This window comes from Rhodanobacter sp. OR87, assembly GCF_000473345.1.
In the GTDB taxonomy this organism is placed as follows: domain Bacteria; phylum Pseudomonadota; class Gammaproteobacteria; order Xanthomonadales; family Rhodanobacteraceae; genus Rhodanobacter; species Rhodanobacter denitrificans.
Map to the genome: position 1 here is coordinate 1 of NZ_AXBJ01000029.1, position 18,044 is coordinate 18,044.

The 18,044-nt window shown below is 69.4% G+C and carries 21 protein-coding genes and 1 pseudogene; 8 read left to right on the plus strand and 14 right to left on the minus strand.

Going from position 1 to position 18,044, the window contains the following annotated elements; all coding sequences use genetic code 11:
* Positions 1–198, minus strand: a pseudogene (locus RHOOR87_RS19380) (IS1182 family transposase); the annotation flags it as partial.
* Between the two features lie 89 nt (positions 199–287).
* Here RHOOR87_RS19380 and RHOOR87_RS20045 point away from each other — a divergent pair.
* Positions 288–578 carry a hypothetical protein gene (locus tag RHOOR87_RS20045; RefSeq protein ID WP_015448130.1) on the plus strand — a complete coding sequence of 97 codons (291 nt, stop codon included), beginning with the start codon at positions 288–290 and terminating at the stop codon, positions 576–578.
* 158 nt (positions 579–736) lie between these two features.
* Positions 737–2,134, plus strand: a complete 1,398-nt coding sequence (cycA, locus tag RHOOR87_RS0116740) for a D-serine/D-alanine/glycine transporter (protein ID WP_027485677.1) — start codon at positions 737–739, stop codon at positions 2,132–2,134.
* A gap of 12 nt (positions 2,135–2,146) precedes the next feature.
* Here cycA and RHOOR87_RS0116745 read toward each other — a convergent pair whose 3' ends face one another.
* Positions 2,147–2,806 carry a glutathione S-transferase family protein gene (locus RHOOR87_RS0116745; RefSeq protein WP_027485678.1) on the minus strand — a complete coding sequence of 220 codons (660 nt, stop codon included), beginning with the start codon at positions 2,804–2,806 and terminating at the stop codon, positions 2,147–2,149.
* Between the two features lie 163 nt (positions 2,807–2,969).
* Between RHOOR87_RS0116745 and RHOOR87_RS0116750 the strand changes: the two genes are divergently transcribed.
* Complete coding sequence (locus tag RHOOR87_RS0116750; RefSeq protein WP_007514864.1) at positions 2,970–3,209, plus strand: hypothetical protein; 240 nt, start codon at positions 2,970–2,972, stop codon at positions 3,207–3,209.
* A 95-nt stretch (positions 3,210–3,304) separates the two neighbouring features.
* Complete coding sequence (gene ubiM / locus RHOOR87_RS0116755; RefSeq protein ID WP_027485679.1) at positions 3,305–4,528, plus strand: 5-demethoxyubiquinol-8 5-hydroxylase UbiM; 1,224 nt, start codon at positions 3,305–3,307, stop codon at positions 4,526–4,528.
* A 3-nt stretch (positions 4,529–4,531) separates the two neighbouring features.
* Here ubiM and RHOOR87_RS0116760 read toward each other — a convergent pair whose 3' ends face one another.
* From RHOOR87_RS0116760 to RHOOR87_RS0116775, 4 genes are read right to left on the minus strand one after another with little or no spacing between them, the layout of a single operon-like run.
* The gene (locus tag RHOOR87_RS0116760) at positions 4,532–5,533 is read right to left on the minus strand and encodes an HlyD family secretion protein (RefSeq protein WP_027485680.1); all 1,002 of its coding nucleotides are present in this window, start codon (positions 5,531–5,533) and stop codon (positions 4,532–4,534) included.
* Positions 5,534–5,545: 12 nt separating this feature from the next.
* The gene (locus RHOOR87_RS0116765) at positions 5,546–5,746 is read right to left on the minus strand and encodes a DUF1656 domain-containing protein (protein ID WP_027485681.1); all 201 of its coding nucleotides are present in this window, start codon (positions 5,744–5,746) and stop codon (positions 5,546–5,548) included.
* Positions 5,736–7,883 carry an FUSC family protein gene (locus tag RHOOR87_RS0116770; protein ID WP_027485682.1) on the minus strand — a complete coding sequence of 716 codons (2,148 nt, stop codon included), beginning with the start codon at positions 7,881–7,883 and terminating at the stop codon, positions 5,736–5,738. The genes RHOOR87_RS0116765 and RHOOR87_RS0116770 overlap by 11 nt, the downstream gene beginning before the upstream one ends.
* Positions 7,880–8,374, minus strand: a complete 495-nt coding sequence (locus RHOOR87_RS0116775; RefSeq protein ID WP_027485683.1) for a MarR family transcriptional regulator — start codon at positions 8,372–8,374, stop codon at positions 7,880–7,882. The genes RHOOR87_RS0116770 and RHOOR87_RS0116775 overlap by 4 nt, the downstream gene beginning before the upstream one ends.
* A 133-nt stretch (positions 8,375–8,507) precedes the next feature.
* On the opposite strand from RHOOR87_RS0116775, the gene RHOOR87_RS0116780 reads away from it, so the two are divergent.
* On the plus strand, positions 8,508–9,224 hold the full coding sequence (locus tag RHOOR87_RS0116780) for an AzlC family ABC transporter permease (RefSeq protein ID WP_231381826.1): 717 nt from the start codon (positions 8,508–8,510) through the stop codon (positions 9,222–9,224).
* Positions 9,224–9,535, plus strand: a complete 312-nt coding sequence (locus RHOOR87_RS0116785; protein WP_007509273.1) for an AzlD domain-containing protein — start codon at positions 9,224–9,226, stop codon at positions 9,533–9,535. The genes RHOOR87_RS0116780 and RHOOR87_RS0116785 overlap by 1 nt, the downstream gene beginning before the upstream one ends.
* Before the next feature lie 18 nt (positions 9,536–9,553).
* Here RHOOR87_RS0116785 and RHOOR87_RS0116790 read toward each other — a convergent pair whose 3' ends face one another.
* From RHOOR87_RS0116790 to RHOOR87_RS0116815, 6 genes are all read right to left on the minus strand, one after another.
* Complete coding sequence (locus RHOOR87_RS0116790; RefSeq protein WP_027485685.1) at positions 9,554–10,132, minus strand: hypothetical protein; 579 nt, start codon at positions 10,130–10,132, stop codon at positions 9,554–9,556.
* Positions 10,129–10,743: an SCO family protein gene (locus tag RHOOR87_RS0116795; protein ID WP_027485686.1), complete on the minus strand. Its 615-nt coding sequence runs from the start codon at positions 10,741–10,743 to the stop codon at positions 10,129–10,131. The genes RHOOR87_RS0116790 and RHOOR87_RS0116795 overlap by 4 nt, the downstream gene beginning before the upstream one ends.
* Positions 10,715–12,202, minus strand: coding sequence for a cbb3-type cytochrome c oxidase subunit I (locus RHOOR87_RS0116800; protein ID WP_027485687.1), 1,488 nt, complete (start codon positions 12,200–12,202; stop codon positions 10,715–10,717). Before RHOOR87_RS0116800 ends, RHOOR87_RS0116795 begins: the two co-directional genes overlap by 29 nt.
* Positions 12,199–12,774, minus strand: a complete 576-nt coding sequence (locus RHOOR87_RS0116805; RefSeq protein ID WP_231381827.1) for a cytochrome oxidase — start codon at positions 12,772–12,774, stop codon at positions 12,199–12,201. Before RHOOR87_RS0116805 ends, RHOOR87_RS0116800 begins: the two co-directional genes overlap by 4 nt.
* Before the next feature lie 130 nt (positions 12,775–12,904).
* On the minus strand, positions 12,905–13,321 hold the full coding sequence (locus RHOOR87_RS0116810; protein WP_027485689.1) for an OsmC family protein: 417 nt from the start codon (positions 13,319–13,321) through the stop codon (positions 12,905–12,907).
* Between the two features lie 23 nt (positions 13,322–13,344).
* Positions 13,345–15,114 (minus strand): acyl-CoA dehydrogenase family protein, encoded by a 1,770-nt coding sequence (locus tag RHOOR87_RS0116815; protein WP_027485690.1) that lies wholly within the window; start codon positions 15,112–15,114, stop codon positions 13,345–13,347.
* 192 nt (positions 15,115–15,306) lie between these two features.
* On the opposite strand from RHOOR87_RS0116815, the gene RHOOR87_RS0116820 reads away from it, so the two are divergent.
* On the plus strand, positions 15,307–15,573 hold the full coding sequence (locus tag RHOOR87_RS0116820; RefSeq protein WP_007509256.1) for a DksA/TraR family C4-type zinc finger protein: 267 nt from the start codon (positions 15,307–15,309) through the stop codon (positions 15,571–15,573).
* Positions 15,574–15,681: 108 nt separating this feature from the next.
* Complete coding sequence (locus RHOOR87_RS0116825) at positions 15,682–16,353, plus strand: 2'-5' RNA ligase (RefSeq protein ID WP_027485691.1); 672 nt, start codon at positions 15,682–15,684, stop codon at positions 16,351–16,353.
* A gap of 19 nt (positions 16,354–16,372) precedes the next feature.
* Here RHOOR87_RS0116825 and RHOOR87_RS0116830 read toward each other — a convergent pair whose 3' ends face one another.
* Together RHOOR87_RS0116830 and RHOOR87_RS0116835 are read right to left on the minus strand one after the other, a co-directional pair.
* Positions 16,373–17,338 (minus strand): DMT family transporter, encoded by a 966-nt coding sequence (locus RHOOR87_RS0116830; protein ID WP_027485692.1) that lies wholly within the window; start codon positions 17,336–17,338, stop codon positions 16,373–16,375.
* 45 nt (positions 17,339–17,383) lie between these two features.
* Positions 17,384–17,938 (minus strand): sulfur transferase domain-containing protein, encoded by a 555-nt coding sequence (locus RHOOR87_RS0116835; RefSeq protein ID WP_007509248.1) that lies wholly within the window; start codon positions 17,936–17,938, stop codon positions 17,384–17,386.
* Positions 17,939–18,044 lie beyond the last annotated feature (106 nt).

Genomic DNA, 18,044 nt, shown 5'->3' on the forward strand with positions numbered 1-18,044 from the left:
CACGGCCTTGAGCAGCATCGTCGGCGCATGGGCCGGCGCGCCGCTGTCGTCATTGCGGTAATGCGCATCGAAGGCGGACAGATCCAGCTGATCGACCAGATGGTGCACGGCATGGGCAAATGATCCCGGCACCAGCTGCGCCTGCAGATCCACCGGCAACAGCCGCGGACTCATATCGATATGCCGGTAGCGTGCCATGCCGCCCCCTTGTTCACGTGGGGCTATTGAAGCAGGATGGGCGGAGGTTTTTCTACAACCTCGTTAGCCGGCAAGGGAAGTTCGCGGCCATGATTCGGCAGATCGTCTTGGCTATTCTGGCAATCGGTTGCGCTGCTTGTAGTCATCGCGATCTTCGTGGCTCAGTTTCGCGCTCGCCCGATGGCCTCACCTATCTGATCCTCGCCGACGACAATGGTGGTCAATGTGGCCCGCTGACAGTCGATGGCAAGATTTGGCCTCACCCCATCGGTGCGCGTGGTCAAATAGAGCCCGGATATCATGTCATCAAATGCGGTGGGGAAATTTCATTTTCCATTCCCGCGCAAAGCATCTTCAAGTTCGACTATTGGGGTCCGTAGCACGTCGGCGCGCTGTACGCCTACTCCCGCGGCCTGCCGGCGAAGCCGCGCGGGCAGGGTTAGCGGTTGCCGGCGGGAAGGTGGCGCGTGGCGCGCCGCGTGGATGCCGCGGGCGCTTTTCTGTATGTTGACCCCTTCCCATCGCCAAGGCGCGCCGCATGACCGCATCGCTGGAACACCCCGAGCACCTGAGGCGCAGCCTTTCCAACCGGCACCTGCAGCTGATCGCCATCGGCGGCGCGATCGGTACCGGCCTGTTCATGGGTTCGGGCAAGACGATCAGCCTGGCCGGGCCGTCGATCCTGCTGGTCTACCTGATCATCGGCGTGATGCTGTTCTTCGTGATGCGGGCGATGGGCGAGCTGCTGCTGTCCAACCTCGAGTACAAATCCTTCATCGATTTCTCCACCGACCTGCTCGGGCCGTGGGCCGGTTTCTTCTGCGGCTGGACCTACTGGTTCTGCTGGGTCATCACCGCGATTGCCGACGTGATCGCGATTGCCGCGTATGCGCAGTTCTGGTTTCCGGGGCTGGCGCCGTGGATTCCGGCGGTGCTGTGCGTGCTGCTGCTGCTCGGCCTGAACCTGGTCACGGTGAAGCTGTTCGGCGAGCTGGAGTTCTGGTTCGCGCTGATCAAGATCGTGGCGATCATCGCGCTGATCGCCACCGGCGTCGCACTGGTCGCCTGGGGCTTCACCTCGCCGAGCGGACACCAGGCTTCGGTGGCCAACCTGTGGAATGACGGCGGGTTCTTTCCGAAGGGCCTCAGCGGTTTCTTCGCCGGCTTCCAGATCGCGGTGTTCGCCTTCGTCGGCATCGAGCTGGTCGGCACCACCGCGGCCGAGACGGCCGACCCGAGGCGCAACCTGCCCAAGGCGATCAACTCGATCCCGGTGCGCATCATCATCTTCTACGTGCTGGCCCTGGTCGCGATCATGATGGTGACGCCGTGGCGCCTGGTGGAGGCGGGCAAGAGCCCGTTCGTGGAACTGTTCGTGCTGGCCGGCATCCCGGCCGCGGCCAGCCTGATCAACTTCGTGGTGCTAACCTCGGCCACGTCTTCGGCCAACAGCGGCATCTTCTCCACCAGCCGCATGCTGTACGGCCTGGCCGAGGAGCAGCACGCGCCGAAGATGTTCGCGCGGCTGTCGCGCGCGGCGGTGCCGTCGCTGGGCCTGTTGTTCTCCTGCTTCTGCCTGCTGCTGGGCGCGGCGATGATCTACCTGATCCCCGACCTGATCACCGCGTTCACCCTGATCACCACGCTGTCCGCGGTGCTGTTCATGTTCGTGTGGTCGCTGATCCTGTTTGCCTACATCGCTTACCGGCGCCAGCGGCCGCAGCTGCATGAAGCTTCCATCTACAAGATGCCCGGCGGCGTGTTCATGTGCTGGGCCTGCCTGGCGTTCTTCGTGTTCGTGCTGGTGCTGCTGAGCCTGCAGCCGGATACCCGCGAGGCGCTGATCGCCAGCCCGGTGTGGTTCGTGCTGCTGGGCATCGGCTACCTGTGGAAGGGGCGCCGGGCACGCCGTGGCGTGGCCCTGCCGGCCGAGTAGGGCGTCTTCGGCTCAATCGCGCTCGGGCGCGCCGAGCGGGAAGTAGGAGCGGTACGGCCGCGCCTCGTCCACCGCGCGCGCGAACGAGGGCCGCGCCAGCAGGCGTTGCCGATAGGCGATGACGTTGCTGCAAGTTGCCGGGATGCGGTGGGTCCAGTCGGCGTAGAACAGCGCGGGCGCGGCGGCGCAGTCGGCGAGGCTGAAGTCGCCACCGGTAGCCCAGGTGCGGCCGGCGAGCTTGCGGTCGAGCCAGGCGTAGGCGGTGTCGAGCATGGCGCGCGCTTCCCGGACGCCGTAGGGGTCGCGGTCGGCGGCGGGGCGCAGGCTGTCGAACACGATCTTCTGCTGCGGCGTCTGCAGGTAGTTGTCGAAGAAGCGATCCAGCAGGCGCGCCTCGAGCGCGGCGCCGGCGTCGGCGGGCATCAGCGGTGCGGTGCCGGGGTAATGCCGGTCGAGGTACTCGATGATGATGCTCGACTCGACCACCGTGCGTTCGCCGTCGCGCAGCAGGGGCATGCGGCGGATCGGCCACAGCGCGGTGAACTCGGCGCTGGTGGCCGCGTCGTCCGGCGTGAGCACCCGCCATTCGAACGGGGTGCCGTTCTCGTACAGCGCGATCAGCACCTTCTGGCAATAGGAGGAGAACGGGTGGGCGTAGAGCTGGAGCGGCATGGCGGATCGCCTTTTGCAGGAGGTTGTCCATGCGACGAATGGATGCTGACTGGATCGACATGGCCGGCCCCGCGCTTGACCGGGGTCAAGGCGGCTGGTGGCGCCGGTGCCGAATATCGGTGTGGACGACACCGTGACAGTGTCCATGAATCGAGGAAATCCAATGGAATTCCATATTGCCCTGACCGAAGCCGCCCCCGATCCTGCCGTCGTGCAGGACGCGTTGTTCAATGTCGACCCCACCGCGGTGGCCGACCTGGACATGAGCGGCCTGGTGATGCGCGTATCCGCCTCGGCGACGGCGGCGGACCTGATCGAGGTGCTGCGCCAGGTTGGCTGGACGGTAGCGCCGAAGCAGGTGGTACAGCTGCCGTCGATCTGCTGCGGCGGTTGCGGCGGCTGACGGGGCAACCGCCGGCGGTTGCCCCGCCGGCATCGGCACGAGCTGGTGTAGCGCCCCGTTGCTTGCCGACGATCATCTCCAGGAGCGTTCTGCCCATGTCGTTCGACATCGTGGTCATCGGCGCCGGCCCGGCCGGCTTGTGTTTCACCCGTTCGCTGGCCGGCAGCGGCCTGCGCATCGCGCTGGTGGAGCGGCAGGAAGAGTCCGCGCTGGCCGCGCCGGCCGACGACGGCCGCGAGATCGCGATCACCCACCACTCGCAGCGCCTGCTACGCGAGCTGGGCCTGTGGGCGCGCCTGCGCGAGGAGGAGATCGGCACGCTGCGCGACGCGATGGTGCTCGACGGCGACGACCGCGAGAGCCTGATGTTCCGCCACGGCGAGGCCGGCAAGGAACAACTCGGCTGGCTGCTGTCGAACCATGCGATCCGCCGCGCCGCGTACGAAGAGGCGATGATACTGCCCGAGGTCGAACGCATCACCGGCGCGCGGGTCGGCGCGGTACGCACCAGCGCCGCCGGCACCGAGGTCGACCTCGACAACGGCGACACCTTGCGCGCGCAGCTGGTGGTGGCAGCGGACAGCCGCTACTCCGACACCCGCCGCGCGATGGGCATCGGCGCGGAGATGCGCGACTTCGGCAAGACCATGCTGGTGCTGCGCATGCGCCACGAGGTGCCGCACGAACAGGTGGCGTGGGAGTGGTTCGGCCACGGCCAGACCCTGGCCCTGCTGCCGCTGCACGATGCGCATACGTCCTCGGTGGTGCTGACCCTGCCGCCGCCGGCGATGCGCGAGCTGCTGGCGCTGGACGACGCGGCGCTGGGGGCGGCGATGGCCGAGCGCTTCGGGCAGCGGCTGGGCACGATGAGCGTGGCCGGCCCGCGTTGTGCCTATCCGCTGGTGGGCGTGTACGCGAAGCGTTTCGTGGCCGAGCGCTTTGCATTGATCGGCGACGCCGCGGTGGGCATGCACCCGGTCACCGCGCACGGCTTCAATTTCGGCCTGCTCGGGCAGGACCTGCTGGCGCGCGAGCTGCGTGCTGCACACGCCGCCGGCCAGCCCATCGCCGCGCCGGCACTGCTGGCGCGCTACGAACGCCGGCTGCGGCTGGCCACGCGCCCGCTGTACCTGGCCACCAAGGCCCTGGCCGGCCTGTACACCGACGACCGCCGACCGGCGCGCGTGTTGCGCAAGCTGGCACTGGGCGCCGGCGCGCGGCTCTCGCCGTTCCGGCGGCTGGTGATGTCCGGCCTCACCGCCGAGCACGGCGGCGTGCCCGCGCCGTTGCGGCTGTTGCGCCGGCCACGGCCGGCCTGACGATCAGTCCCGGCGGTTTCCCTGGACGACCAGGGTGGCGCTCATGCCGGCGGCGAGCACCGCGCCACGCGGGATCGACGACGCGTCGATGCGCATGCGCACCGGCACGCGCTGGGCCAGGCGGATCCAGTTGAAGGTGGGTTCGACCTGGGCGAGCAGGTTGTCGCTGGCAGGGCTGGCGCCGTCGGCGATGCCCACCGCGACGCTGTCGACGTGGCCGCGCAGGCGCACGCCGCCGGCCATCAGGCGGATGTCGACCGGATCGCCGACGTGCACCTGCGGCAGCTTGGTTTCCTCGAAGTAGCCGTAGATCCAGATGTCGTCGCGCCGGACCAGGGCCATGCGCGGCTTGCCTGCCTCGGCGAAGTCGCCGGCGCGCACGTCGAGGTTGGTGATGCTGCCGTCGCTGGGCGCGCGCACTTCGGTGCGGGCCAGGTCGAGCTGCGCGCGCTCCAGCGCGATGCGCGCCTGGCGCACCGCGACAACCGCGCGCCGCTGGCTGGCACTGGCGGCGCTGCGCCCCGCCTGCGCCTGACGCCAGCTGGCCCGGGCGGCCTCGGCGGCGGCAGAGGCATCGTCGCGCGCCTCGCGCGAGATCACGTCGCCCAGCCGGTCGCGGCGTTGCGCCTGCAGGCGGCGCATCGCGGCCTCGGCCTCGCTGGCCTGCGCGCCGGCGGCAGCGGCCGAGGTGTTCGCGCCGGCGGCCGCCGCGGCGGCTTCGGCGGCGGCGAGGTCGGCTTCGGCCTGGTCGGCGATCAGCTGGTAGCGGTCGCGGTCCACCACGAACAGCAGGTCGCCCTTCTTCACCAGCTGATTGTCCTTCACCGCGACGCGGGTGATCAGGCCGGAGACATCCGGCGCGATGCGCACCACTTCGGCGCGGATGCGCGCGTCGCGGGTCCACGGCGACGACATGTAGTGTTGCCAGGCGATGTACGCGGCCGCCGTCGCCAGCAGCACCATCGCGGCGGTAAAGCCGGCACGGATCAGGGTTGCACTTCTCATGACAGGGATACCTCAGGAAAACAGGGCGAGCGTCGCCACGCTGCAGACGCCGGTGAACAGCGCGATGCGCAGCAGCGACGGATGCGTCGCATGGCGGTAGAGGCCGATGCGGCCGAGCAGCTGGTCGAGCAGCCACAGCGCGGGCAGCAACAGCACGGCCAACATCAGCACGCCGGGAAAGTAGACGCCGCCGATGGAGACCTCATACGGCATGGGTGGCCTCCGGCAGGCGCAGCAGACGGTGCTGGCGGGCGACGCCGGCGGCGAGCACGGAATCGTCGTCCTCCAGCGCGCCCAGCAGCAGGTGCAGGTGCTCGCGCAGCGTCGGGCGGGTGATGTCGATCTGCGCCAGGAGATGGCGGACGCGGGCGAGCGCGGCCGCGCGGTCGGCCGGGTCCAGCCGTTCGTAGACGCGGGCCAGCGCGTCCAGCGCGGCGTCGAGGTCGGCGTGCAGCGCGCTCGGCAGCGCCTGTTCGGCCAGGTCGTGGCGCAGCCCGATCAGGGCGTGGCCGGTTTCATGCACCATCAGGGCCCAGTCCAGCAGCTCGCGCGAATGCCGGCTGCCCGGCCGGGTCTGCGCCACGATCTGCTGGAACAGGTCGCGGGCGAGGCTTTCGAAACGCGGCAGCAGGCCTGGCAGCGGCGCGCCGGCGGCGAGCCGGACCAGCCCGCGCAGGCGGCGCAGCAGGCGGCAGCGGCGCCCCTTGCTGCCATGGCCCGAGGGAATCAGCCTGAAGATCGCCACCGCGAGCCAGGCGCCCACCGCGAACGACAGCCCACTGTTGAGGTACATCGGCGCGTCGACGTGCGGTGCCTCGCCGACCGCCAGCGCGACCAGGATGCCCACGCTCATGGCGATGCCGATGATGGCCAGCGTCGGCCGGGTGACCAGGTACAGCGACAGCATCAGCAGCGGCAGGGTACCGAGCACCAGCAGCGGATAGGTAGGCAGCAGTGGCAGCACGCTGTAGGTGGGCAGCGCCACGATCGGCGCCAGCAGGTGGCCGATCGCGATGCGCTTGGAGACGAACACCGGATCCGGCGCCGCCGACGCCATCGAGATCAGCGCGACCAGACCGAACAGGGCCATGGCGCCGCCGGTCCAGCCGCTGCTGAGCCACAGCAGCGACAGCACCAGGGTCACCGCGGCCGAGCGCAGCATTGCCAGCATCACCGCATGGTTGTCGTTGGTGCGGGCAAAGTGGACGCGGCCGCGCGCTTGCGGCACGGGCTTGCCGGCGCGGCGTCCCAGGTCCAGATGGGCCTTGGTGCGCACGTAGTCGCGCAGTTCGTCGAGAAAGCGGCGGAGCAGCGCGTGGCCGGTGTCGAAGTCGTCGCGGCAGGACGGCTCCAGCGCGGCGCGCTCGTGCGTCGCCTGCGCGGCGATCCGTCGATGGCAGGCGGCAAGCTGGTCGGCCAGCCGGTCCAGGTCATCGCGCGTGGCGCGTTCGTCCAGCGCATCGCCCAGCGGGCGCAGCAGGCGCATCAGCGCCTGCGCGGCGGTGGTCGAGCCCTTGCGCCGGAGGCGGTCGACCAGGTGGTGCAGCGACTGGAAGCGCGAAGCCGAGACCATGAAGCGCTGGTTGAGCAGCTTCAGCAGGCCGTTGCGGGTGCGCAGGGAAGGGTCGTCGAAGAACGCGGCGGTGCGCAGATCCTCGAAGCCGAGTGCGCCGCGCACCACGCGCATCTGCGTGCGCTCCATCGCCTCGTGGTCGACCAGCGCGCCGCGGCTGCTGTCGCGGATGAAGTCCAGGAAGCCGTCGAAGTTGCGGTCGGCGCTACCGCGCAGGTCGCCGCGCAGGCGGATCGGGAACACCGCGTCGAACACCACGCTGGCCACCAGCAGGCCCAGCAGCACCTCGGAGGTGCGCGCGAACGCGCTGTCGAACACGTGGACCGGATGGCTCATGGCCGGCAGCACGATCATCGCCGCGGTATAGCCGGCCAGCACGAAGGCATAGGCGCGGAAGTGGCGGAACAGCACCGCGCCGCCGGCGCACAGCCCGGCCCACAGCGAGATGAACAGCACCAGCGGCAACGGCTGCTGCGGGAACAGCGCCACCGCCAGGATCGCGCCGGTGCAGCCGAGCAGGGTGCCCAGGCCGCGATACAGGCTCTTGGCCAGCACCATGCCCGACTGCCGGTTCATCACCACGACCACGGTGACCATCGCCACCGATGGCGAGCCCAGCTGCAGCCGCATCGCCAGCCAGCCGGTGAGGTAGATCGCCAGCAGGGTCTTGAGGATGAACAGCCACGCGGCCTTTTCGCCGGCCATGGCGTGGGCGATCTGCTGGCGCCAGGGCAGCGGCGGCGTTGCCGGCGGTTCGGCGGTCGCGGTGCTGCTCATCCCTGCGACTCCACTCCGCGCAGCACTTTCTTCAGCAGGTGTTCCAGCTGGCCGCGCTGGGCGTCGGTGATGCCGGCGAAGAAGCCCTGCAGCTGCAGGGTGACCGCCGGCACCACCTGCCGGATCAGGGCTTCGCCCTCGTCGGTGAGCTGCACCACCAGCATGCGGCGGTCCTCATCGCTGGGCGAGCGGGTGAGCAGGCCCTTGGCCAGCAGCTGGTCGATCAGGCGGGTGGTGTTCGACGACTTCTCGCTGGTCGCCTCGCCGAGCTGCGACGGGCTCAGGCCGCCCTCGCTGCCGTCGAGCATCATCAGCACGTTGTATTCCGGGTGGGTCAGGCCATGCGTGCGCAGCAGCAGGTTGGCGTGGTCGCTGAACAGCTTGTGCAGCAGCTTCACCATGCGCACCAGCATGGCCTGGTCGCGCGGAAAGCCGCGGTGCCTGCGCGTGCTGACCGCGAGCTTCTGTTCGATGGCCAGGAAGCCGCTCATGCCTTCGTTGTGATTGTTTTCCATAACTGGATATTACAGTAATGTACAAAAAGAACCAAGGGAGCGGCGACCCGCGCGGGGCGGACCGCCGATGGGATAAGATCCGCCGGTGAGTGTCGCGTTGTCCCCCGCCGTGAAGATTGGCCTCTCGATCGCCGTGGCGACCGGGCTGTACGGGGTGTCGTTCGGTGCGCTGGGCGTCGCTTCCGGGCTCGGCGTGTGGCAGACGGTGGCGCTGAGCGCGCTGATGTTCACCGGCGGCTCGCAGTTCGCCTTCATCGGCGTGGTGGCTGGCGGCGGCGCCGGTTCGGCCGCGTTCGGCGCGGCCACCCTGCTCGGCGTGCGCAATGCGGTCTACGGCATGCAGATGAACCGGATGCTCCGGCCGCGCGGCTGGCGCCGGTTGCTCGCCGCCCAGGTCACCATCGACGAATCCGCCGCCACCGCCGCGGGCCAGCTCGATCCCGACGAGCAGCGCCGCGGCTTCTGGGCCGCCGGGCTGGGCGTGTTCGCGCTGTGGAACCTGTTCACCCTGGCCGGCGCGCTGCTCGGCGATGCGCTGGGCGATCCACGGCGCTGGGGCCTGGACGGCGCGGCGGTGGCCGCGTTCCTCGGCCTGCTGTGGCCGCGCCTGCGCGCACGCCAGCCGGTGGCGCTGGCCGTGGTTTGCGCGCTGGTTACCGTGCTGGCCTTGCCGCGGGTGCCGCCCGGCGTGCCGATCCTGCTCGCCGCGCTGGTCGCGGCGCTGTGGGGCTGGTTCAGCCGCGGACCCGCGGACGAGGGATTGGAGCCGGACGTCGATCCGGCCGGCTACGAAGACGCCGGCGCACCGTCGCGGGAGCACCGCTGATGGCGCTGTGGGGGTGGCTGCTGCTGGCCAGCGCGGCGGCGTATGCGATCAAGCTGGCCGGCTACCTGGTGCCGGCGCGTTGGCTGGAGAACGAACACATGAGCCGTGTCGCGGGCACGCTGACGATCGGCCTGTTGGCTTCGCTGACCGCGATGAACACGTTCAGCGCCGGCGCGGCGCTGGCGCTCGACGCGCGGCTCGGCGCGCTGCTTGCCGCGGGTGTCGCATTGTGGCTGCGCGCGCCGTTCCTGCTGGTGGTGGTCGTGGGCGCGCTGGCGGCGGCGCTGCTGCGGCTGGCCGGCATCGGCTGACGTCGTGCCGGTAGCCCTTCAGGCCGGGTTGAAGCGCCCCCACAACAGCTTGGCCAGGATGCCGGCCAGGATCACGCCGCCGATCACCAGCATGGTCTCGCCCGCGCGCTGCTGGTCGTCGAGCAGGTAGCTGTTGCACAGGCGCACCGGCGAGACCAGATACAGCCAGCCCAGCCGGAAGAACGTGGCGATCAGTTCGAGCAGGAACACGCCGCGCACCACGAAGCCCATGCGCGGCCAGCCCAGTCCCAGCGGCAGGCCGATCAGCAGCGGCACGCTGGCGAACTTCGCCACCGCCATCCACGGTTCGCCGATGGCCGCATCGAGCGAGCGCGGCAGCATCCAGAACATGCCGGCCAGGCTGGCCAGCACCACGCTGCTGATGCCGTGCTGGTTCCAGCGCGCGATGCCCTCGCCAAGCCGTTGCGGCAACGCGGCGGGCAGCAGCCAGCCGATCCCGATCAGCAGCGGTATCTGCACCAGCATCTGCGCCGTCATGCTGCCTTCCAGCCCGTGCCGCGCCGATGGCAGCAGCAGGATCGCGAACAGCACCGCGGCGAAGGCCGGGGCCAGGCGTTGCCGGCCGGCGATTCTCACGGCAGCTTGCCCCGCATGGTCTGCGCGACGGCCTGCGGGTTGCCCGCATCGAGGATCAGCACCAGCCGCCCCTGCGGGTCGACCACCTGGATCGCGGCGTTGTGGACGTAGCCGCCCATCCGGTCCGGCACCACGGTGACGCCGAACGTGCGCAGCAACTGTTGCAGGCCGTCAGTGCTGGTCGGCCGGGCGACGATCCAGCCGTGGTCGCGGCCGCGAAAGCGCTGTCGGTAGGCCGCCAGCTCGGCAGGCGTGTCATGCACCGGGTCGAAACTGATGCTGAGCAGAACCAGCCGGCCGTCGGCCAGCGGGGCGGCAAGCCGATCCTGCAGTTGCGCAAACTCGCCGCCCAGCGCCAGGCACCAGGTCATGCAGCGGGTGTAGATGAAGTCGACCAGCACCCAGCGGCCGCGCAGCTCGGCCAGGTTGAGGCGGGCGCCGGTTTGGGTCTCCAGCAGCACGGCCGGTACCGGTGGCGGGTCGCGTCGCACTGCGAGGCGGCGGGCGGTTTCGCTGGTGAACGCGTGGAAGCCGTCGGTGGCGACCGTCAACACGGCGCCACCGAGCGCCAGCAGCAGGACGCTAGCCAGCAGGGTGCGCAGGATCGGCATCGACCGGCGCCTTGAGCAGGCCGCCGATGAGGCGCGTGGCGAACAGCAGCATGCCGAGGATCAGCACCATCGCGGCGACCGAACCGACCCTGTCGTACGGCAGCCATTCCGGCAGGTGCGCGGCGAAGCGCCGGGCCACGCTCATGTGGCCGGCGTACAGGAACACCATGCAGAAGCAGATGCCGCCCACCACGTACAGGAACAGGCCGGTGCGATCCGCGCCACCGTCGACCGGCGCGCGACGGCGGCTGCCGACCACGTGGTAGAGCAGGGTGAGGATCATCGGCAACACGCCGAGCAGCAGGTAGAAGTGGAAATGCCCCGGCACCCACTGCGTGTTGTGCATCACCCGGTTGACGCTGATGGTGCCGTCGATGATCGCCGGCACGATGCCCGCGGCCCAGCCGAACAGCGCCAGCACGGCCAGCATCGAGGGCATCTGCCAGCGCAGGCCGGAGCGGTGGATGTTGGTCAGCACGCCATAGGCGGTCACCAGGAACACCGGGAAGCCGGCTGCATAGGAGATGATCTGGCCCATCACCAGCATCCAGCGCGGCTCAGCGTAATCCATCAGCAGGTGGTGCGGGAACACGATGATCACGAATACCGTGCTCGCCGCCCATGACCACAGGAACGGCCGCGAGATCCCGTAGGGCTTGCCGGTGTAGCGCGGCAGCAGTTCGTAGACAGCGATCACGCCCATGTAGATCGTGGCGTTGATGACCATGTGGCCGAACCAGTAGATCAGGTTCTTCACCACCAGCGCGTTGAGCGCGACATCCGGGTCGTAGGCGTTGATCAGGCACATCACCAGCACTACCGCGCCGGCGAGGATGCCCAGCGAGTTGGCGATGATCACCATGGTGCCGGCAACGACGGCCTTGGGATGGGTCGGGTCGATGGTGCCGCCGAACAGCCACTGCAACCCCAGCCCGCGGGCGAGATTGCCGTAGCGCCGGATGATCGCCGCCGCGGCGTCCAGGTAGAAGATCAGCATGCCCACGCCGATCAGCAGGTAGCCGACCATGAACACGGCGGCTGCGCCGTTGCTCCACAGCCCCATCGAGTGCACCGGCAGCGGGTACAGGAAGGTCCACGCGCTGGCGAAGTTGCCGACGAACACCGCCCCGATGATGCACAGCGCGCCCAGCATGAACAGCACGTAGTTGCTCAGGAACGCCCACGCGTGCAGCGACACGTACTTGCGCAGGAAGAACCACATCACCGCGGTGCTGGCCAGGCTCATGGTGCCGACCATGCCGGCGCCGTGCATCGTCATGATCTTGTAGAACATCGCGGCCTGGACCGGCGTCCACTCGGCCTGGGTCATGCGCATGGTCAGGCCCAGCAGCATCATCAGCACGAACAGCAGCAGGGCGGTGATCATGTACAGGTTGAACGCCAGGTGCTCGCGGCGCGACAGTTTCTCGTCCTGCGGGTAGAGTTCGAGCGAGCTCATGACTTGTCCTCCCGCGCGGCCACGTCGAATTCGGCGGTCATCCCGTTGTGTGCGACGCCGCAGTATTCAAGGCACATGATCTTGTAGGTGCCCGGCGTGTGGAACGTGTACAGGATCTTGTTGGTGAAGCCGGGCATTGCCTGGGTCTGGATGACGATGCGGCCATCCGGGGCATAGATCGCGAAGCCGTGGTTCACGTCGCTGGCGGTTACCCGGAATTCCACCGGTTCGCCTGCCCTCAGGTGGGTCTGGCTGACATCCCACGTCCACTGGTGGCCGACCACCTCGACCACCTGCGCCGCCTGCAACGGCCCATGCTGCAACGGGATGGGAAAGGGCCGCAGGCTGGCCCAAGCGATCCCGATGCCCAACAGCAGCAGCGCCACGAACAAGGCGCGGCGCAAGGTCATGGAGGTTCGGTGTGCCCGCTCCGCTTCGGCGGTATCGGCCGGCTTGCCGGCCTGCGTGATGGCGTAGATGAAGCCCAGTGCCACCAGCCCCATCCCCGCCAGCGTGATCGCCCAAATCACGTTCTGCAAGACCATGGTCGTTCTCTCCCCGGGAAGCGCCACGTGCCCGTCATCTACTCCCACCTTGGTGAAGGTGTCAAGGTCGAGTGAAGCATGGAAATGGCGGGAAGCCGCGATTCCGGCCCGAAGTCCGCTTCGGAACAGCCGTCCAGACGGCCGTGGCGTCAGCCCGTTACGGCGAATCGCCGCCAAGCCGCGAGGCGATGCGCACCTCGCCGGTCAGCACCTTGTGGATCGGGCACTTGTTGGCGATCTGCAGCAGGCGCTCGCGCTGCTCGCCGTCCAGTTCGCCCTGCAGGGTGATCACGCGGGTGATGTCGTTGCCCGATTCGGGCGTGCCTTCCGGGTTGAACTTGAGCTCGACGTCGACGTGGCGCAGCGGCCAGCCCTTGCGCGCCGCGTACATCTGCAGCGTGATTGCGGTGCAGGCGCCCAGCGCGGACAGCAGCAGCCGGTGCGGCGCCGGGCCGGTGTTGGCGCCGCCTTCCTCAAGCGGCTCGTCGGCGTGCCAGCTGTTGCCCTGGTCGTCGGTGAAATCGACTGCATACGGCGCGCCGCCGGTGCTGGCGCGGACGGTGGGGATGCTCATGGCGGGTTCTCCTTCGGCAGGTTTCAGATCACGTCCCACAGGTAGCCGTCGTGCGCGAGCACCGCGCCGGCCAGCTGCTCGATCGCTTCGTCCTCGTTGCGCTCCAGGCCGCGCACGTTGCGCGCCATGCGCCGGCGCGCCTGCTTGGCGAAGATTTCGGCGATGCTGGCCGCCTCGCCGGCGGCCGGGTGCGACTGCTTTTCCAGGCTGTCGGCGCGCGACAGCACGCACAGGCCCACGAACAGGTCGATCGCGATGTCGGCCAGGCGCTTCTGCGCGTGCTGCTGGTCGGCCACCTTCTTGCCGTAGCGGCGCAGCAGCGCGTCGGACGACTTGGACAGCTCCACCGTGTACTTCTCGTAGGTGGCGGCGACCTTGCGCAGCCGCGGCGACAGCTCGTGCGCGATGCGGTCGATGCCGTAGCCGGTGGCCTCGCGCATGCGCCGGCCGGTGTAGCTGCCGAGCACGCCGAAGCCCTTGATCGGCTCGTTGAAGATGTCGCCCACCGCCGCCTTCAGCTCGCTGAGGCCGGCGCCCACGCCCTTCAGGCCGGACAGCGCGACGTACAGGCGCAGGATTTCGTTGGTGCCCTCGAAGATCGACAGGATGCGCGTGTCGCGGGTGATCTGCTCGTACGGGAACTCGCGCATGAAGCCGTTGCCGGCGGCGATCTGCAGCGCCTCGTAGGAAGCGCGCTGCACCGCCTCGCTGGCGAACACCTTGCTCATCGCCGCCTCGACCGAGTAGTCGCTGCCGCCGCCGTCGATCAGGTGCGCCACCATCCACACCGCGCTCTCGGCGGCAAAGCAGTCCACCGTCATCTGCGCGATCTTCTCGCGCACCAGGCCGAACTCGGCGATCGGCTGGCCGAACTGCTTGCGCTCCTTCGCCTGCGCGCAGGCCAGCCGGATCAGCGTGCGCATGCCGCCGACCGCGCCACCACCCAGGCCGGTGCGGCCCGAGTTCAGGATGCTCATCGCTACCTTGAAGCCCTTGCCGACTGGGCCGAGCACGTTCTCCGCCGGCACTCGCACGTCGGCGAACGCGACGGTGGTGGTGCTCGAGGCGCGGATGCCCATCTTGTCCTCGTGCGGGCCGTGGCTCACGCCGGGCCACGCCGCTTCGACGAGGAACGCGGTGATCTTGCCCTCGGGCGTGTCGGTGCGCGCGAACACGGTGTAGAAATCGGCGATGCCGCCGTTGGTGATCCAGATCTTCTCGCCGCTGAGCGTCCAGCTGCCGTCGCCGTTGCGCGTCGCCTTGGTGCGGATCGAGGCGGCGTCGGAGCCGGCGCCGGATTCGGTGAGGCAGAACGCGGCGATCATCTCGCCGGTGGCGAGCTTCGGCAGGTAGCGCTGCTTCTGCGCGTCGCTGCCGAACAGCAGCAGGCCCTTCATGCCGATCGAGCTGTGCGCGCCGATGGTCAGCGAGACCGAGCTGTCGTGGCTGCTGGTCTGGCCGAGCACGCGCGCATAGGCGCCGTTGGACAGCTCCATGCCGCCGAACTGCTCGGGGATGATCAGCCCGAACAGGCCCATCTCGCGCAGCGCCTGGATGAACTCCGCCGGCTGCTCGGCGTCGCGGTCGTACTGCTTCAGCTCGGCGCCCTTGTCGGCGAGGAACTGGTCGATCGCGTCGGTCATCGCACCCAGCATCTCGCGGTCGCGCGCGCGGATCTGCGGGTAGGGGAACAGGTTCTCCTCCACGATGTTGCCCAGAAACAGCTGCTTGGCGACGCTGTCGTCGCTGCGCAGCGTGGAAGAAGCGGGGGCGGTGGGCGACGACGGACTCATGACTGATCTCCATGGCGGGCAATACGGCATTCTGGCACTTCCGCCGCGTCGGGCCATGCCGCCAATCGCCGCACCGGCGGCGCCTCGGGTGGCCGCCGGCAGCGGCCCGCCGCAACGGCTTGAAACGCTGCTTCGACGCACCCAAATCCTTGCCGAGACAAGCGCATACCGCCAAACCTTCGGAGATTTCCCATGGCAACCGGTTGGGCCGGCGACGGCGCCGTGCAGGACCAGATCGACGCCACGGTCAACGACGGCGTGCAGCGCGCGCGCCAGCAATTGCGCCAGGGTCCGGGTCTGGAGCGCTGCGAGGAGTGCGACGCGCCGATCCCCGCGGCACGGCGCCAGGCCGTGCCCGGCGTGCGTCTGTGCGTGACCTGCCAGCAGGCGCAGGACGCGGAGCAGCGCAGCGCCAGCCTGTACAACCGCCGCGGCAGCAAGGACAGCCAGCTGCGCTGAACGGACCGGCGGGGCGGGTACTTGTGCGTCCCGCCGACAAGCGGCAAGCTCGGATCCTGTTACCGGCAGTCCGCAAGCTGCGGGGGCCACCGGCTACTGGTGCGAAGCATGGAGGCGGCAGTCATTTCCATTTCATCGAATCCGTTCGAACTCGCCGCCGGCATCAGCTATTTCTTCGCGTTGCTGCCGGATGAACAGGCACGCAGCGCGATCGCCGGCGTGGGCGAGCGTTTCCGCAAGTCGCACCGGGTCAGCGGCTCGCCGGTCGGTGTCGACAGCCTGCACCTGACGTTGTGCCCGATGGGCAAGCCCGAACGGCTGCGCCAGCCGCTGGAAGACGCACTGCTGGCCGCGGCCGGCGAAGTGCGCGCGCAGAGTTTCGTGGCCACGCTGGATTCGGCGATGCGCTTCAGCGCCCGTGACGGGCAGTTCCCGTTCGTGCTGTGCGCGGATGGCCTCACCACCGCGGCGGCGCTGGAGCTGCGCAAGGCGGTGGCCGCGGCGCAGCTTCGCGCGGGCCTGCAAGTCAGCGGCGTGTCCAGCTTCCTGCCGCACGTGGCCATGCTGCACGGGCATGCCGTCGATGCCATCGAGGAGTCGGTCGCGGCGATCCAGTGGCGCGTGTCCGAGTTCGTGCTGATCCGCAGTTTCTTCGGCCAGTGCAGGTACGAGGTGGTCGGCCGCTGGCCGCTGGCGCTGGCCGCCGTGCCCGAGCCGGTCGACCTGCTGGCGGAAATGGCCAACCTGCCGGAGCTGCCGGCATGGTCCGACGAGGAATGAGCGGCGCCGGGCGGCGCCGTCAGATCTGGGGCCCGGCGTTCGTGGCGCGCCGTTCGCGGCGCCGCTGGCGTGCCAGGCTGTGTTCGCGGTGGGCGATATACAGGCTGGCGCCGATGATGATGGCCGCGCCCGCTGCCGTGTAGCGATCCACCCGTTCGTCGAAGATCCACCAGGCCAGCACCGCCACGATCAGCAACTGCAGGTAGCTGAACGGCGCCAGCAGCGAGGCATCGGCCAGCCGCAGCGCGCGCGTCCAGCACCAGTGGCCGCTGGTGCCGAGCGCGCCGGACAGCACCAGCCACGGCCAGATCCCGGCATGCGGCCATTGCCACGTGGCCAGCGCGGCGGGCAGCGACAGCGGCACCCACAGCAGCGTGGTCAGCAGCACGATGCGGTCGGCCGGCTCGCTGCCGGTCAGCGACTTGATGCTGATCGTCACCGCGCCGGTCAGCGCCGCCGCCAGCAGGGCGACCAGGCTGCCGGCGGTGAATGCCGCGCTGCCGGGCCGTACGATCACCAGCACGCCGATGAAGCCGGCCACCACCGCGCTCCAGCGGCGCCGGCGCACGATTTCGCCGAGAAAGATCACCGCGCCGATGGTGACGAACAGCGGCGAGGAGTACGACAGCGCCACCGCCTCGGCCAGCGGCAGGTTCACGATCGCCCAGAAGCCGGCCAGCATGCCGCCCATGCCGAGCACGCAACGCATCACGTAGAAACCGAGTCGCGGCGTGCGCAGCAGCTGCCAGCCGTGCGGGTGCAGCAGCGGCAGCGCGAACAGCGCGCCGAACGTGCTGCGGAAGAAGGTGATCTGGAACGGGTGCAACTGGGCGGAGGCGAAACGGATCGTCACCGCCATCAGCGCGAAGAAACTGGCGCTGGCCAGCATCAGCAACACCGCGCGCAGCGGCAGCGGCGTGGAAACGGGCGGCGAAGCGGGGATCGGGTCCAGGGCCGTGCCGTGCGCAGCTTGGGTGGCGCGCATGGTACCCCACTTGCCCAGCGGCTTTCGCGCCAGCGTGGCGCCGCTTCAGTGTGCGGGCGGCACCGGTACGTCCGTGGCGCCGCTCGACCATGCTTGCAGCCGCTCGCGCACCGCCGGTTCCAGACCCTGCAGGCCCCAGCGATGGCCTTCCGCCAGCGCAGCGTCGGTCGACTGGCCGCCGAGCAGCACGGCGCGCAGGGCGATCATCGCGCCCACCCGGTTGCCGCTGGCGCAATGCACCAGGGTCGGCTGGTCGCCGGCGTCGCGCAGCAGGCGGTCGAACTGCACGACCCGGGCGCGGCTCAGGTCGGCGGCGCCGCGGATCGGCAGGTTGTGGTAGCCGATGCCGGCCGCGCGCATTGCGGCGGCTTCGTCGAAGTCGGGCGTCTCGCTGTCCAGGCTGAGGTCGATCACCTGGCGGATGCCGGCGCGCTTCAGCGTGGGGATGTCGCTGGCCTGCAGCCGCCCGGAGGCCACGCGGTGCGGCGCCGGGAACGCGACATGGGGAAGCCCGGCCATGGCGGCTTCCTCCGGCGCGGCGGCGACGCAAACGGATGCGGACATGGCGAGCGCCAGCAACAGCAGCAGGGAACGGTACATGACGGATACCTCGGCGAGGGGATGTTCAGGATAATCGAGTCGGCGACTCTCGCGACTGCAGCCGGATGCGCGCCGCATGCCCCGTATAATCGGCGGCCCATTGATT

What these genes read in the sequence shown, in the direction of transcription:
- RHOOR87_RS0116765 (WP_027485681.1), bottom strand. Translation starts at nt 5,746, where the DNA reads ATGCCGTATGAGGTCTCCATCGGCGGCGTCTACTTTCCCGGCGTGCTG.
- RHOOR87_RS0116820 (WP_007509256.1), top strand. Translation starts at nt 15,307, where the DNA reads ATGGCAACCGGTTGGGCCGGCGACGGCGCCGTGCAGGACCAGATCGAC.
- RHOOR87_RS0116775 (WP_027485683.1), bottom strand. Translation starts at nt 8,374, where the DNA reads ATGAGCGGCTTCCTGGCCATCGAACAGAAGCTCGCGGTCAGCACGCGC.
- RHOOR87_RS0116770 (WP_027485682.1), bottom strand. Translation starts at nt 7,883, where the DNA reads ATGAGCAGCACCGCGACCGCCGAACCGCCGGCAACGCCGCCGCTGCCC.
- RHOOR87_RS0116835 (WP_007509248.1), bottom strand. Translation starts at nt 17,938, where the DNA reads ATGTACCGTTCCCTGCTGCTGTTGCTGGCGCTCGCCATGTCCGCATCC.
- RHOOR87_RS0116800 (WP_027485687.1), bottom strand. Translation starts at nt 12,202, where the DNA reads ATGAGCTCGCTCGAACTCTACCCGCAGGACGAGAAACTGTCGCGCCGC.
- RHOOR87_RS0116815 (WP_027485690.1), bottom strand. Translation starts at nt 15,114, where the DNA reads ATGAGTCCGTCGTCGCCCACCGCCCCCGCTTCTTCCACGCTGCGCAGC.
- RHOOR87_RS0116760 (WP_027485680.1), bottom strand. Translation starts at nt 5,533, where the DNA reads ATGAGAAGTGCAACCCTGATCCGTGCCGGCTTTACCGCCGCGATGGTG.
- RHOOR87_RS0116785 (WP_007509273.1), top strand. Translation starts at nt 9,224, where the DNA reads ATGGCGCTGTGGGGGTGGCTGCTGCTGGCCAGCGCGGCGGCGTATGCG.
- RHOOR87_RS0116750 (WP_007514864.1), top strand. Translation starts at nt 2,970, where the DNA reads ATGGAATTCCATATTGCCCTGACCGAAGCCGCCCCCGATCCTGCCGTC.
- ubiM (WP_027485679.1), top strand. Translation starts at nt 3,305, where the DNA reads ATGTCGTTCGACATCGTGGTCATCGGCGCCGGCCCGGCCGGCTTGTGT.
- cycA (WP_027485677.1), top strand. Translation starts at nt 737, where the DNA reads ATGACCGCATCGCTGGAACACCCCGAGCACCTGAGGCGCAGCCTTTCC.
- RHOOR87_RS0116795 (WP_027485686.1), bottom strand. Translation starts at nt 10,743, where the DNA reads ATGCCGATCCTGCGCACCCTGCTGGCTAGCGTCCTGCTGCTGGCGCTC.
- RHOOR87_RS0116810 (WP_027485689.1), bottom strand. Translation starts at nt 13,321, where the DNA reads ATGAGCATCCCCACCGTCCGCGCCAGCACCGGCGGCGCGCCGTATGCA.
- RHOOR87_RS0116745 (WP_027485678.1), bottom strand. Translation starts at nt 2,806, where the DNA reads ATGCCGCTCCAGCTCTACGCCCACCCGTTCTCCTCCTATTGCCAGAAG.
- RHOOR87_RS20045 (WP_015448130.1), top strand. Translation starts at nt 288, where the DNA reads ATGATTCGGCAGATCGTCTTGGCTATTCTGGCAATCGGTTGCGCTGCT.
- RHOOR87_RS0116830 (WP_027485692.1), bottom strand. Translation starts at nt 17,338, where the DNA reads ATGCGCGCCACCCAAGCTGCGCACGGCACGGCCCTGGACCCGATCCCC.
- RHOOR87_RS0116825 (WP_027485691.1), top strand. Translation starts at nt 15,682, where the DNA reads ATGGAGGCGGCAGTCATTTCCATTTCATCGAATCCGTTCGAACTCGCC.